Source organism: Metabacillus litoralis (assembly GCF_007994985.1).
GTDB classification, from domain to species: domain Bacteria; phylum Bacillota; class Bacilli; order Bacillales; family Bacillaceae; genus Metabacillus; species Metabacillus litoralis.
In genome coordinates this window covers 125,128-140,063 of sequence record NZ_VOQF01000007.1, presented here as the reverse complement: position 1 = coordinate 140,063, position 14,936 = coordinate 125,128, and the positions used below count along the sequence as shown (strand labels likewise).

Below are 14,936 nucleotides of genomic sequence, written 5' to 3'. Positions count from 1 at the left end.
TAAAAAGAAAAGATTTTGATCATATCTCCACAGGACAAGGCATAGACTTGTACAAACTTGCTAAAAGGATGGATGGGGATGAGTCATCGAGCGGACGAAATAAGAAAAAGAATTGCTAAAAGAAAAAGAGAACGAGGAACGACTTCGGAGCAGGATTATTCCAAAAGAACATCGTTATTTATGTCTGATGAAGAACGGCACGGTGGGTTTTATGCTCCGCCGAATTATGATATGGGACCTAACAAAAATCAATCAGGACATCCATTATTTCGAACAGAGGTTTTTATTTTTAAGGTTTTATTATCTGCCGTTTTGATACTTGTGACAGCAATTGTCTTTAAAAATGGATCTCCTATGTTTGATCAAGCAAAATCGGTAATTACTTATTCTTTAGAAGAAGAATTTCAGTTTGCTGCTGTTTCAACATGGTATCGTGATCAATTTGGTGAACCATTAGCTTTGTTCAACACAAACAAAGAAACTAGCGATGTGGTTGATGAAAACACTCAAACTGCTCAATTAGCTGTACCTGCATCAGGAAAGATCTTGGAGTCATTTAAAGATAATGGTCAGGGAATAATGGTGGAAACAAATAAACCAACTGTTGAAGCAATGAATGAAGGAATCATTATTGAAGCTAGTGAAAAGGCAGAAACAGGCTTAACAATTGTTGTCATGCATGCCGATGGAACGAAATCATGGTATGGAAATTTAGATAGTGTAAATGTGGCCCTATATGATTTTGTTAAAAAAGGAACTGAATTAGGAAAAATAAAGTTATCTGATAAGCAAAAAGGTACCTATTATTTTGCCATTAAAAAGGGTGACGCTTTTATAGACCCAATTCAGGTGATCAAATTTGAATAACTATCTAGGTCTACTTCGGAAGATTCATATACATCCTTTGTTATGGGTAATTATAGGGCTTAGTGTTGTGACTGCAAATTTTAAATCATTATTTTTGTTAATGCTTATCGTTTTTGTTCATGAAATGGGCCATGCAATTAGTGCTCATTTTTTTTCTTGGCGAATAAAAGCGATCATGTTGCTTCCATTCGGCGGGGTAGCTGAAGTAGATGAACATGGCAATCGTCCTTTAAAGGAAGAATTTATAGTTGTATTATCTGGGCCATTACAGCATTTATGGCTTCAAGGAGCGGCATTTATTTTACAATTTGTGAATGTAATAAATAGCAGTGATTATCAGCTTTTTACCTTCTATAATTTATCGATATTATTGTTTAATTTGCTGCCTGTTTGGCCATTAGATGGTGGTAAGCTGTTATTTATTTTGTTCTCAAAATCATTCTCATATCGCAAGGCACATATGTTTATGATGCTAACATCAATAGCATTTTTGTTTATATATGTCCTTACAATTGCTATTACTTCACCAAATCACCTGAATATGTGGATTATTACAACTTTTCTTATTTATAGCTTATATTACGAATATAAACATCGAATGTATAGTTGTATGCGTTTTTTAATGGAACGTTATTATGGAAAACAGAACACAATATATAAATTAAAACCAATTATTGTTGATGAGTCAGAGCTCGTATATAGTGTTTTACTTCAGTTTCAAAGAGGATGTAAACATTTAATCGTTGTTGAGAAAAATGGTACAAAAGTATCTGAAATGGATGAAAATGAATTATTACATGCTTATTTTGCAAACAAACTAACGAATTCAAAAGTAGGCGATCTTGTTTATCCCTATTAGGTGGAACCGTACACACTTCCTTTAAAACAGGCTCTTTTCTGATAGGTTGTTGCTAACTTCTTAATTTTGCACTGTAATATTGTTTGATAGCATAAAAGGTAGTAATCTCTGAAGAAAAGATGCCACTATGCTTTATACAGTGCTTTTTCTTGAAGTTGTAAAAAGCAACAAAGTTTACGAAAATAGCCTTGATAATGTTATAGTTTAATGTAACATTAAAGTGGACATTTGCTCCTCAGAAAGAGAGTCTTACCGTGCGAAAAATATTTATAAATGAAAAAATAAACGAAAAAAGACTAGCTGTTTTAGAACATGATTCGTTAACAGAGATCCATCAATCACAAGCATCTGAAGAAGATATTGTTGGTAATATATATAATGCTCGAGTAAAAAAGGTTCTGCCAGGTATGCAAGCAGCATTTGTTGATATAGGATCATATCAAAATGGATACCTTCATCGTAATGATTTAATATCTTATCAATTAAGTCAGCATAAAGATTCAAAACCATCGATATCTCATTATATTAGAGAAGGTGAACAAGTACTTGTTCAGGTTGTGAAGGAAGGCAATGATCAAAAAGGACCTAAATTAACAACAAATATTGAATTTAGCGGAAGTTCGATTGTTTTTATGCCATATGGTAACTATACTGCAGTCTCAAAAAAAATCGCTGAAGATCAAGAGAGAAAACGACTTTTACATATTGCAAATGAGTTAAGACAAGAAAATGAAGGTCTTTTATTCCGTACATCATGCCAAAACCTATCAAAAGAAGAGCTTTGTCACGAATATATCAAATTAAAGGAAATGTTTTTATCACTACAGATAAAGCAAAGTGATAAACCTGTTTGTGTGTTTGAAGCAAAAAGCTTTATTGATCGTTTATTAAATGAAATTGTGATCAATCAAGAAGATACAATTATTTGTGATGTCATTGACAGGGTGCAAAATTTAAGAAGAGAGTTTCCAAATACAACAATTGTTTTTCATGATAAAAAGGAGGCGCTTTTTTCCTTCTATAATCTTGAACAAGAAATAGATAAATTGTTTAAAACAATTGTTTGGTTAAAAAATGGTGCGTATATTATCATTGAACAAACAGAGGCAATGGCGATTATTGACGTAAATACAGGAAAATTTTCCGGGAAATTATCGATGCGTGACACTGTGTTAAAAACAAATCAGCTAGCTGCAATCGAAATTGCCAAACAAATTCGATTACGCAATTTAAGTGGCATAATCTTGATTGATTTTATAGATATGAAGCATAAAGAAGATCAAAATGATGTAGTAAATACAATTAATAACGAAATGAAGAAAGATCGTGTTCAACATAAGGTGATTGGTTTTACAGAGCTTAATATTTTGCAAATAACAAGAAAAAAAGTCCGCCAGCCTCTTATCACAAGCATAACTGATCAATGCTCAACATGTAATGGTTTGGGAAGAGTCGTTTCTGCTGAAACAGTTGCTTTTAAATTAGAAAGAGAGTTATGGAATTATCAATTTATGGATAATGAAGCCATCTTAATAGAAGCAACAAGTGATGTTATACAATTATTAAATAATGAGAACCACATAGCCAAGTTAGAAAGCACACTTCAGTATAAAATAGTGTTTACAGAATACTCTCGAAGAATCCCTAGCTATCATATTAAACATATTGGGGATATGAAAACTGTTCTTGAGAGATCAGAAAACTAATTATTAAGTTAGCTATTTTATAATTAAGGCTTTTGCTTAAAGTGGTAGCCAATATGAGACCTCACTTGCACTAGCACCAAAGAGGCTCCTAGGGTAGCGAATACCTGTGACGGAAATTAATAACAAAGCTTAAAAGGAGTTACATGAAAAAAACAGTTGCATATTTGAAAAGATATTGGTATTATATTTAATGTTATGACTTGTAGCGCACCCGTGCTACAACCGCTCAAATTTAGGTATTAAAGTGATGTTTTATTACATACACCTCATTTTGGCGAGTCTGAGTTTATAGGAGGTGCATTGGAATGTATGCAATTATCGAAACTGGTGGAAAGCAAATCAAAGTAGAAGAAGGTCAAGTTATCTACATTGAAAAGCTTGGTACTGATCAAGGTGAAACTGTTACGTTTGACAAGGTTTTATTTGTAGGTGGAGACAACGTTAAAGTTGGTAGCCCAACTGTTGACGGAGCGACTGTAACTGCTAAAGTTGAAAAGCATGGTCGTCAAAAGAAAATCACTGTCTTCAAATATAAAGCTAAGAAAAACTATCGTAAAAAGCAAGGTCACCGTCAGCCATACACTAAAGTTGTTATTGAAAAAATCAACGGGTAAGGCTATTTGAAATGATAAATGTTAAGATTTATCGTTCAAATGAGGGACTTATAACATCGTTCATTTTGTCTGGACATGCTGAGTTCGCTGAGCATGGCAAAGATCTAGTTTGTGCTGGAGCATCAGCTGTTACCTTTGGATCTGTTAATGCAGTTCTTAGTTTAACAAAAATTGAGCCACAAATTGATCAAGGTGGAGATGGAGGGTATCTACATGTTAGATTACCTAAAAATCTCGATCCATCAACAAGTGAAAAAGTTCAACTTTTGTTAGAAGGTATGGTTGTTTCTCTTCAAACAATTGAAACAGACTATGAACAATATATTTCGGTATCAATTATGAATGAAACAGGAGGTGAAACTTCATGTTAAGATTAGATCTTCAGTTCTTCGCATCTAAGAAAGGGGTAGGTTCGACTAAAAATGGTCGTGACTCTATCTCAAAACGTCTTGGTGCTAAGCGTGCAGATGGACAGTTAGTATCAGGTGGTTCAATTCTTTACCGTCAACGTGGTACGAAAATTTACCCAGGTGAAAACGTAGGCCGCGGTGGTGATGATACTCTATACGCTAAAGTTGATGGTGTTGTTAAGTTCGAACGTTTCGGACGTGACCGCAAAAAAGTTAGTGTATACCCAGTAGCACAAGAAGCATAAGTTCATTTAGAAAAACTCTAACCTAACTTAGGTTAGAGTTTTTTTTATGAAGCTGGGACATAATTGTTTAAGCTAATGATAAGCTCGAATTATAAGGTGATAATTCAAATAATCTTTCACCTTAATCACTTACATTCAATATTCTTATGCTTATTTCTATTGAAATTTGGAATATCCCTTATGTTCTAATTCAATGTTTGTTATAATTTCTATTGCAGCCTAAAATAATGACTCCTTAATGAAAATAATTATTTTTAAAATAGTGGGAGAAATGTATGGAAAATAAATCGAACGAAGCTAGAATTGTTGATATATTAAGTCATTCACGCCACGATTGGATGAATAAACTACAACTAATTAAGGGAAACCTATCTTTGCAAAAATATGATCGTATTAAAGATATTATTGAGGAAATTGTCATAGAAGCACAGCAAGAATCGAAGTTATGTAATTTGAAAATGCCTGCTTTTGCTAGCTTTCTTATGACATTTAACTGGAGTAAGCATCAATTTTATCTAGAGTATGAGGTTATAGGTGAACTAAAAGTATTAAAAGAATATGATGAATTATTAACTAAATGGTCTAAAGGCTTTTTGGATATACTAGATCATACAGTTGATAGTACATGTGAAAATCATCTTTGTTTAACACTTAAAACAGACGATCAAGTTGAAGACAAAATTTGTTTTATCTTTGAATTTGATGGGAAAATAAATAATACAGAGCTAGTAACAGAATGGATTCATTCAACAGATCATACCGAAATTGGTATTGATGACTTTGAAATAAGTACATATGAGCTTAATACAGCTATATCACTTACTATCACAGATCGTTAAAACAATGAATGATTCTTTTGAGCATATGTTATAGGCATTAGATAGAACGGAGGAAGACAATGTTTGTCGATCAGGTCAAAATATATGTAAAAGGTGGCGACGGAGGTAACGGAATGGTTGCTTTTCGTCGTGAAAAATATGTACCAATGGGTGGCCCAGCCGGTGGTGATGGTGGTAATGGTGCTGACGTAGTATTTGAGGTTGAAGAAGGCTTAAGAACATTAATGGATTTCCGCTATAAAAGGCACTTTAAGGCTCCTCGTGGTGAGCATGGAATGTCCAAAAATCAACATGGTAAAAATTCTCAACCAATGGTTGTTAAGGTTCCACCAGGAACAGTTGTTACAGATGAAACAACAGGATACATTATTGCTGACTTAACTGAACATGGTCAACAAGCAGTCATTGCAAAGGGTGGACGTGGAGGACGTGGTAATTCAAGATTTGCCACACCTGCAAATCCTGCTCCCGAGCTTTCAGAAAATGGAGAACCGGGAATTGAGCGTAATGTTATATTAGAATTGAAAGTATTAGCAGATGTAGGATTAGTTGGATTTCCAAGTGTAGGTAAATCGACTTTATTATCTGTTGTTTCATCTGCAAAACCAAAAATTGCTGAATATCACTTTACAACACTTGTTCCTAATTTAGGAATGGTTGAAACAGAGGATGGCAGAAGCTTTGTTATGGCTGATCTTCCTGGGTTAATTGAAGGTGCACATCAAGGTGTTGGATTAGGTCATCAATTCCTTAGACATATTGAAAGAACACGTGTCATTGTTCATGTTATAGACATGTCAGGGTTAGAAGGCAGAGACCCTTATGAAGATTACCTAACAATTAATGCAGAATTAAAGGAATATAACTTACGCTTAACAGAGCGTCCGCAAATTATTGTAGCAAATAAAATGGACATGCCAGACTCTGAAGAAAATCTAGCTGAATTTAGAAAAAAACTTGATGATGATGTGAAAATCTTCCCAGCATCAGCTGTAACTCGTGAAGGTGTTCGTGAGCTATTATTTGCAGTAGCAGATGCGATTGAAAACACACCAGAATTTCCACTTCATGAAGAAGAAATTACGGAAAATCGAGTTGTTTATGAATTTAAAAAGGAAGAACCGAACTTTGCGATTACACGTGATGATGAAGGTGCTTTTGTGCTTTCAGGTGAAAAGATTGAAAAGCTATTTAAAATGACTGACTTCTCACGTGATGAATCAATTAAACGTTTTGCAAGACAATTAAGAGGCCTAGGTGTTGATGAAGCCCTTCGTGAACGAGGAGCAAAAGATGGCGACATCGTCAAACTGCTTGAATATGAATTTGAATTTATTGAGTAGAAGAATTTTCTTCTCAGTTATAAATTGATGTAATAAGGAGAGCTAATTAATGGCTCTCTTTTTTGTAGCTTTTTATAAATTTTTTATTTAAAGTCAAATGGAAGTAGTATTTGTATTTAATTCTGTTATTTACTAGTATTTTAAAGTGATTTTATATCATTTTCTCTTTTCTTTTAGAAAAAAGGAGAAATTTAGCCAATATTGTGATAAATTATCTACAGTGAGAAAAATCATGGGAGGGACATCATGAAGGATGATACCTTTTATTTAGTGCGTGAAGATATATTACCAGAAGCAATGAAGAAAACGCTTGAAGTTAAGAAGTTAATAGAAAGAGGGAAAGTTGATTCTGTTGCTGAAGCTGTACAGCGGGTTGATTTAAGCCGTAGTGCTTTTTATAAATATCGAGATGCAGTTTTTCCGTTTCATACAATGGTAAAAGAAAAGTTAATAACACTATTTTTCCATTTGGAAGATCGAAGTGGAACACTTTCTCATTTATTATCTGTTGTAGCTACTGCTGGATGCAATGTGTTAACGATCCATCAATCAATTCCGATTCAAGGAAGAGCGAATGTTACACTTTCTCTTAATACGAATGGAATGACAGAAGATATTAATCGCTTAATGACAAAGCTTAGAAGATTAGAGTTCGTAGAAAAAGTCGAAATTCTTGGTCAAGGTGCATAATAAGGAGTTGAAGGCAAGTTGACAGTGAAGGTAGGATTCTTAGGTCCTAGAGCAACTTTTACTCATTTGGCTGTACAAGCCTTTTTTGGAGAAAAGATTGAGGAAGTAGCATATTCAACAATACCTCAGTGTATTGATGCTGTTGCAGAAGGTAAAGTTGATTATGCTGTAGTACCTACAGAAAATGCATTAGAAGGATCAGTTAATTTAACAATAGATTATTTAATTCATGAACAACCATTAAATATTGTTGGTGAAATTGTTTCTCCGATTGAACAGCATTTAATGGTACATCCTGAAAACACAGGAAAATGGGAAAACATCACAAGAGTTTTTTCACATTCCCATGCAATTGCACAATGTCATAAGTTTTTACATCATACTTTTAATGGTATTACATATGATTATGCAACATCAACGGGAGCAGCTGCTCAATATGTTAGTAATCATCCAGATGAAGCTGTTGCTGCAATTGCTAACGAGCTTGCAGCAAAAGAGTATGGATTAGAGATTGTAAAAGAAAATATACATGATTATCAATATAACCACACAAGATTTGCAATCTTACACCCTGCAAAAAAAGAATACAATAGTCCCTTACTTTCTCCAGATAGGGAAAAGTCTACTTTAATGATCACACTTCCATCTGATCAATCAGGAGCATTACATCAGGTATTATCAGCATTTACGTGGCGAAAATTAAATTTATCAAAAATTGAATCAAGACCAATGAAAACAGGCTTAGGAAATTACTTTTTTATCATAGATATTGATATGCGAATAGATGAAGTGTTAATTCCAGGAGCTATTGCTGAATTAGAAGCATTAGGTTGTGGAGTGAAGCTACTAGGATCATATGAAGCTTATTCAATTAAGAAGAGTATTAAGAAATAATGACGTGAAAATAATGAAGGAGGCTGGGACATAAGTAGTAAAGCAAATGATAAACCCGAATTATTAGGTGGAATTTCAAATGATCATTCTCCTAATAGTTCGGGTTTTTATTTTGCTGTCTTCAATAGTTATTTGATTTTGCTTACTATTCTTAAGAACTAGTGGAATGGAGCGGAAGACATTCGACTCCTACGGGACTAGAGGAAAGGCTAAGACCCCGCAGGCGTAGCTGAGGAGGCTTAGCTTCCTCCCCGTGGAAAGCGAGTGTCTGCAGCGCAATGGAACGAACTTGTTTTTCAGCTTAACTGAATCTAGATTTATTCTTTCTTTTGGATGATTTCTTTAGTTATGTCCCAACCTCTCTTTATGTTTTAAATATCACCATTAAATAAAAATCCAGCCCTATCAAGCTCTTCACAAGCAAGATCAAGCTTATCAAGTGAATCAGCTTGTATCGTGTGTAAATGCAGTCCCTCGGTTAATTGAGATAAATAGGAGGCATTATGCTCAGTAATCTTTTTAATAAACTCCTTTACATCATTTCGATTACCAACCATTATGGATGCTGTTAAGTCTCCATAAACAGGGTGCTCAACGATAACATCTTTTACAAAAACACCGTGATCAACAAGGATATTCAATTCATCCTTCGTTTGTTCAGGATTATGTTTACAAGCTATGATTCGTTCACTCATTTTTGTAGGGTTTTCTTCTTTTGCAATATAAACATACCCTTGGCTTGTTGCCATAATAGGATAATTTTTAGCCTTTAATAGAGAGATATCCTGTACAATGACTTGTCTACTTACATTGGCTAGGTTTGCTAACTCTCCACCTGTTGTAGGAGAAGCTGCTTTTATTAAAAAATCTAATATAAAATTTCTTCGTTCTTCCCCTAGAATTTTATCAGTTTTCATCGTATTCTACCTTTCTTTATGAATGAGTAACAATACCATAAGATTAAAAATTTTTAACGATCGAATATAACGTTTGTGTAAAGTTCTCAATTTGTTGCTTCGTTGTTTGTTTACCTAGTGAAATTCTAATATATTGCTTTGCTTGCTGTTCGTCAAATCCGATAGAAGTAAGAGGTCGTGATGGTGCTTGCATGCCTACTTGACATGCACTTCCTGTAGAAATGGCATAACCATGCCTATTGCATTCTAACATTGTGTATTGCCCTTCTATCCCTTTAATCACGATAGGTAAAATATTTGGTAGTGATTGATCGATATTTTCTGTTAATAAGATGATTTTATCTTTATAAGGCTCAAGTAAAGAGATGAAATGATTTTTTAACTGTAAAAAGTGTTCAGTATTTTTCTCCATTTCACTTATGATCTCTTGTGCAGCCGTTGCAAATGCTGCAGCACTTGGAACATCTACTGTTCCAGGTCTAAACCCTGATTCATGGGTAGTGCCGGCTATGAGTGGCTGCCAGTGAATGGCTGGATTGATATAGGCAGCTCCAATGCCTTTTGGTCCATAAATTTTATGAGCAGATATTGAGATAGCATCAAGATGGGAATTCTCAACAGAAATTGGTAGCTTTCCAAATGTTTGTACACAATCACTGTGAAAAAGAATGTCTTTATTTTTTAATAATTGACCAATTTCTTTCAATGGTTGAATAGAGCCTATTTCTGAATTTCCATGTTGAATAGAAACTAAACCGGTATTCTGCTTAAGCTGATTTTGGAGATCGTATACTGAAATATGACCATTTTCATCAGGCATCAAAAATGTCACATCATATCCTTTGCTAGCTAATGTTTTGAAAAAAGTATGAAGAGAAGAATGCTCGATTTGAGTTGTAATAATATGATTCTTTTTCGAATCAAGTCCTTTTAATAATGATTGAATGGTTAATATATTTGCTTCGCTACCTCCACCTGTAAAAAAAATACCTTTCTCATTTGCACCAAGTAGATTAGCTATTATTTTTCTAGAAGCTGCCAATGTTCTTGCTGAAAGATCACCAATATCATGTAAGCTACTACTGTTACCATAGGCAGTTTTAGCTACTTTACAATATATATCAAGTGCAGAATCACTTATTGGAGTTGTTGCTGCATAATCCAGATAAATCACTACCTTCACCTCACCTTTATCATTATCTTACTGTAAATGTAATAAAAACTCTTGTCATTATTTTAAATTTATGTAAATATAGGTGTCAAGACAGGTGTAATTTACAGGAGGGTTGTTATGCCTCAAACAGATGTAATTATAATTGGAAGTGGACTTGCAGCCCTTTCTACTGCATACCATCTTCGTCATAAGCATATTACAATGATTACCAAATCTTCATGGGTGACAAGTAACTCGATGCTGGCACAAGGGGGGATTGCAGCTGCAGTTCATCACCGGGATTCATGGAAAAGTCACTTTGCAGATACGTTAGTTGCTGGATGCTATCATAATAATGAAACAAATGTTGAGTATCTTGTGCAAGATGGCCCTTCTTCAATACTTGAATGGTGTGAACGGGGAATGAATTTTGACTACGATGAAAAAGGTGAATTGCTTCTAGGAAAAGAAGGAGCACATACTCATCATAGAATCATTCATGCAGGTGGAGATGCTACTGGCAAAGAATTAACAAAGTTTTTATACCAAGCAACAAGATCATCAATCAATTTAATCGAAAATGAACTAGTTATCGATCTTATTATAAAGAATGGCCAATGCTTAGGCGTTTATACGAAAAATAAGCAGGGTGAAATAGAGCAATATCTAGCAAGTAAAACGATTATAGCTAGTGGTGGTTGTGGTGCGGTATATGGTCATACGTCAAATGCAGACGTTATTACAGGTGACGGAATTGCCATGGCTTACCGGGCAGGAGCAGAAATTGCTGATATGGAGTTTATTCAATTTCATCCAACAATGCTTCATATTGATAGGAAATGTGTTGGGCTTATTTCTGAAGCTGTTAGAGGAGAAGGTGCAACATTAATTAACCAGAACGGTAAAGTATTTATGAATGATCTTCATCATCAAGGTGATTTAGCTCCAAGAGATGTTGTATCAAGGGCTATTTTTGATGAAATGAAAAAAGGAAACACAATCTACCTTGATATTTCAATGATTGCCAACTTCACTACAAGATTTCCAACGATTTCAAAGCTATGTCGTGAGCATAAAATTGATTTAGCTAGTGGGAAAATCCCTGTTGCCCCAGGAATGCACTTTTTAATGGGTGGAATCCTAACTAATGATAAAGGTGAGACGTCAATTCCAAATTTATTTGCTGTTGGAGAAGCGGCATGCACAGGTGTACATGGTGCGAACAGACTGGCAAGTAATTCTTTGTTAGAAGGACTTGTTTTTGGTAAAAGAATCGCTGAGTATATCTCTACATTATCTTTTGACAGAGAGTATTTCTTTAATGAAGTACCTTCTATGTATCAGACGGAAATAGAGCTACCAAATAAAAAAGAAATCCAAGAAATCATGACAAAATATGTGGGCATACAAAGAACAGAAAATGATTTACTCTATGCTGTTAAATGGTTTGAATCATATAAAGATCAAGTCTCTTTTTGGGACTTTAATGTGAAGGATTTCACAATTGAACAAATTGAAGTAATTAATATGTTAACAATTGGTTGGATCATATCGTCATCAGCATTAACAAGAACTGAAAGTAGAGGCGGTCATTTTCGACTAGATTTTCCTGAGAGTAATGATCAAATCTGGAGACAAAAATATGTTATTCGAACAAAAGATGAAATGCAAGTGGAGGTGTAACGGTTGAATACGATCAAATTAAAGAAAAAATTAGAAGAATTCTTTTTAGAGGATCTTGGAGAATTAGATATCTCCAGTTCAACAATCTTCGGTGAAGCCGCTAGAGGTGAAGCTGTTATTGTTGCAAAAGAAGATGGCATCTTCTCTGGTGCTAGTATTATAGAAGCAGGATATTCTCTGTTTCAGTCAGATCTTCTTGTGAACGTAAAAAAGCTTGATGGAGATATATTAAAAAAGGGAGATATTATTGCTGAAATTGAAGGACCTGTTTCTGTCATTTTAAGTGGAGAGCGTGTTATTTTAAATTTAATGCAACGGATGAGTGGGATTGCTACTTTAACAAATCAAGCAATTAACTTACTGAAATCAGATTCTACCAGAATTTGTGATACAAGAAAAACATCACCTGGTCTAAGAATGTTTGAAAAATATGCAGTTCGTTGTGGTGGTGGCTTCAACCATCGATTTGGATTGTATGATGGAGTCATGATTAAGGATAATCATATTGCTTTTGCGGGATCTATTTATAATGCTGTGAAAGAAGTAAGAAATAAAACAGGTCATATGGTCAAAATCGAGGTCGAAATTGAAACTGAAGAACAATTATTAGAAGCCATTGAAGCTAAAGCAGATGTTATTATGTTTGATAATCGAACACCAGAGGAAGTAGCAAGATTTGTTAAGCTAACACCCAAACAAATTATAACTGAGGCTTCTGGAGGTATTGGATTTCATAATTTAGCAGATTACCGAAATACAAATGTTGATTATATTTCTTTAGGAATGTTAACTCATTCATATAAATCATTGGATATTAGCTTAAATGTAAAATAGGGGGGATACACGTGGAATTATTAGATATTCTTGAACATGAAAAAAAAGAGATGATGCCAGAATCTTATAAAACACGATCAACTGAGGAGATGGAAAAAAGAGTTAGAGAAATAAAAGAGAAGTTTGGTTCAAGATTGTATATACCAGGACATCATTACCAAAAAGATGAAGTTGTTAAGTTCTCAGATGTTACAGGAGATTCATTACAGCTAGCACAAGCAGCTGCTGAAAATAAAGACGCAGAATATATTGTTTTTTGTGGAGTACACTTTATGGCGGAAACAGCTGATATGCTTACTACTGAACATCAAAAGGTCTTATTACCTGATATGAGAGCTGGTTGTTCTATGGCAGATATGGCTGATATTGAACAAACAGACAGAGCATGGGAAAAACTTCAAAATGTTTTTGGTGATACCATTCTTCCTTTAACATATGTAAATTCTACTGCTGCTATCAAGGCATTTGTTGGAAAAAATGGCGGAGCTACTGTTACATCTTCAAATGCTAAAAAAATGCTCGAGTGGGCATTTTCACAAAAACAACGAATCTTATTTTTACCTGATCAACATCTAGGAAGAAATACTGCATTTGATTTGGGCGTTCCTCTTGATAAGATGGCGATATGGAATCCTATCTCTAATGAATTAGAATACGATGGAAACCCCGAAGACGTTGTGGTTATTCTCTGGAAAGGGCATTGCTCTGTTCATGAAAACTTCACTGTGAAAAACATCGAACATATACGTAAAACAGAGCCTGACATGAATATTATTGTTCATCCAGAATGTAGTCGTGAAGTTGTAGGCTTATCTGATTATGCTGGATCTACCAAATACATTATCGATATGATCGAAGCGGCAGAACCAGGAACTAAGTGGGCAGTTGGGACTGAAATGAATCTTGTTAATAGAATCATTCAGCAGCATCCTGATAAGAAAATTGTCTCATTAAATCCATTTATGTGTCCATGCTTAACAATGAATCGTATTGATCTTCCTCACTTATTATGGACATTAGAAGGTCTAGAAAAAGGGGAAACATCCAACAGAATTGTTGTACCTGAACATATAACTCAGGATGCAGTATTAGCACTAAATCGTATGCTAGCAAATGTATAAAAGGAAGAAAAATGACTTCCTAGTGAAAATAAAGAATATATAAAACATACTAACATAAGTAGTTAAGCTAATGTTAAACCCGAATCATTAGGTGATATTTTAATTAATCATTCACCTAATAGTTCGGGTTTTTTGTTGTTTTTGATTTTGTTTACTATTTTTAAGAACTAGTGGAATGGAGAGGAAGACAATCGACTCCTACGTGAATAGAGGAAGAGCTGAGACCTAAGCAGGCGAAGCTGAGGTGGCTTAGCTTTCTCCCCGTCGAATGAACTTGTTTCTTTCAGTTTAACTGAATTTATTCGTCTTTTTGTATGACTTCTAAATTATGTCCCAGCCTATTCTGTATAAGTAATTCTTTAATCAACTTTTACAAACTAAAACAAAAGTTGAACAACTAGTGATACCGCTCATCTTTTGAACTATTGATTATAAAGCCAGTTCTTCTTTTTTTTGACCTCTTTCATTAAGCACTTACTGTATAAAATAACTATTTTAAAGAGAAGAGAATCCACTAGTCTTTATACATTTTTGCTTTCTTCAATCGACTCAAAGCAAAAAAGTATACGAAAATAGCCTTAATAATTTCCATAAAACAAACATAGGTATAAATATAGCCATTTGAGAGGTAATCATTTCTTTTATATTAATTTTTATCATATTTACTGATTTCTTCTCATAACTTGTTATGAAGAATAATGGCATTATGCTTATGTTCATATTTTGCTGAAAAATAATGGTGTTTTTGTAAAATCATTATG

At 34.2% G+C, this 14,936-nt stretch carries 15 protein-coding genes and 1 other annotated feature; of the genes, 13 read left to right on the top strand and 2 right to left on the bottom strand.

The features are described 5' to 3' along the window. Window positions 1–78: 78 nt before the first annotated feature. The 10 genes from FS935_RS13600 (at window position 79) to pheA (ending at window position 8,467) form a co-directional block, all read left to right on the top strand. A complete protein-coding gene (locus FS935_RS13600; protein WP_146949159.1) occupies window positions 79–867 on the top strand; it encodes a M23 family metallopeptidase in 789 nt (262 codons plus the stop codon). Continuing rightward, entirely contained in the window at window positions 860–1,726 is an 867-nt protein-coding gene (locus FS935_RS13595; protein ID WP_146949158.1) for a M50 family metallopeptidase, read from the top strand. Before FS935_RS13600 ends, FS935_RS13595 begins: the two co-directional genes overlap by 8 nt. A gap of 254 nt (window positions 1,727–1,980) precedes the next feature. Beyond that, the gene (locus FS935_RS13590) at window positions 1,981–3,432 is read left to right on the top strand and encodes an Rne/Rng family ribonuclease (RefSeq protein WP_146949157.1); all 1,452 of its coding nucleotides are present in this window, start codon (window positions 1,981–1,983) and stop codon (window positions 3,430–3,432) included. A 210-nt stretch (window positions 3,433–3,642) separates the two neighbouring features. Beyond that, window positions 3,643–3,724: a sequence feature (ribosomal protein L21 leader region), on the top strand. Between the two features lie 13 nt (window positions 3,725–3,737). Continuing rightward, complete coding sequence (gene rplU, locus FS935_RS13585; RefSeq protein ID WP_146949156.1) at window positions 3,738–4,046, top strand: 50S ribosomal protein L21; 309 nt, start codon at window positions 3,738–3,740, stop codon at window positions 4,044–4,046. An 11-nt stretch (window positions 4,047–4,057) separates the two neighbouring features. After that, complete coding sequence (locus tag FS935_RS13580; RefSeq protein WP_146949155.1) at window positions 4,058–4,417, top strand: ribosomal-processing cysteine protease Prp; 360 nt, start codon at window positions 4,058–4,060, stop codon at window positions 4,415–4,417. Further along, entirely contained in the window at window positions 4,411–4,701 is a 291-nt protein-coding gene (gene rpmA, locus FS935_RS13575; protein ID WP_146949154.1) for a 50S ribosomal protein L27, read from the top strand. The genes FS935_RS13580 and rpmA overlap by 7 nt, the downstream gene beginning before the upstream one ends. 275 nt (window positions 4,702–4,976) lie before the next feature. Beyond that, the gene (locus tag FS935_RS13570; RefSeq protein WP_146949153.1) at window positions 4,977–5,540 is read left to right on the top strand and encodes a Spo0B C-terminal domain-containing protein; all 564 of its coding nucleotides are present in this window, start codon (window positions 4,977–4,979) and stop codon (window positions 5,538–5,540) included. Between the two features lie 59 nt (window positions 5,541–5,599). Further along, the gene (gene obgE, locus FS935_RS13565; RefSeq protein WP_146949152.1) at window positions 5,600–6,883 is read left to right on the top strand and encodes a GTPase ObgE; all 1,284 of its coding nucleotides are present in this window, start codon (window positions 5,600–5,602) and stop codon (window positions 6,881–6,883) included. A gap of 246 nt (window positions 6,884–7,129) precedes the next feature. Continuing rightward, window positions 7,130–7,573 (top strand): transcriptional regulator ThrR, encoded by a 444-nt coding sequence (gene thrR, locus FS935_RS13560; protein WP_146949151.1) that lies wholly within the window; start codon window positions 7,130–7,132, stop codon window positions 7,571–7,573. A 24-nt stretch (window positions 7,574–7,597) separates the two neighbouring features. Next, window positions 7,598–8,467, top strand: a complete 870-nt coding sequence (gene pheA / locus FS935_RS13555) for a prephenate dehydratase (protein ID WP_146949428.1) — start codon at window positions 7,598–7,600, stop codon at window positions 8,465–8,467. Window positions 8,468–8,838: 371 nt separating this feature from the next. Here the strand turns inward: pheA and FS935_RS13550 are convergent, their stop codons facing one another. Both FS935_RS13550 and FS935_RS13545 read right to left on the bottom strand, forming a co-directional pair. Further along, entirely contained in the window at window positions 8,839–9,384 is a 546-nt protein-coding gene (locus FS935_RS13550; protein WP_146949150.1) for a transcription repressor NadR, read from the bottom strand. Window positions 9,385–9,427: 43 nt separating this feature from the next. Next, entirely contained in the window at window positions 9,428–10,558 is a 1,131-nt protein-coding gene (locus FS935_RS13545; protein WP_146949149.1) for an IscS subfamily cysteine desulfurase, read from the bottom strand. A 117-nt stretch (window positions 10,559–10,675) separates the two neighbouring features. Here FS935_RS13545 and nadB point away from each other — a divergent pair, with 117 nt between their 5' ends. Genes nadB through nadA form a run of 3 tightly spaced genes read left to right on the top strand, consistent with a single transcriptional unit; the run spans window position 10,676 to window position 14,175 of the window. Continuing rightward, complete coding sequence (gene nadB, locus FS935_RS13540) at window positions 10,676–12,220, top strand: L-aspartate oxidase (protein ID WP_146949148.1); 1,545 nt, start codon at window positions 10,676–10,678, stop codon at window positions 12,218–12,220. Window positions 12,221–12,223: 3 nt separating this feature from the next. After that, window positions 12,224–13,054 (top strand): carboxylating nicotinate-nucleotide diphosphorylase, encoded by an 831-nt coding sequence (gene nadC / locus FS935_RS13535; RefSeq protein ID WP_146949147.1) that lies wholly within the window; start codon window positions 12,224–12,226, stop codon window positions 13,052–13,054. Window positions 13,055–13,104: 50 nt separating this feature from the next. After that, the gene (nadA, locus tag FS935_RS13530) at window positions 13,105–14,175 is read left to right on the top strand and encodes a quinolinate synthase NadA (protein ID WP_240050920.1); all 1,071 of its coding nucleotides are present in this window, start codon (window positions 13,105–13,107) and stop codon (window positions 14,173–14,175) included. The last annotated feature ends 761 nt before the right edge of the window (window positions 14,176–14,936 follow it).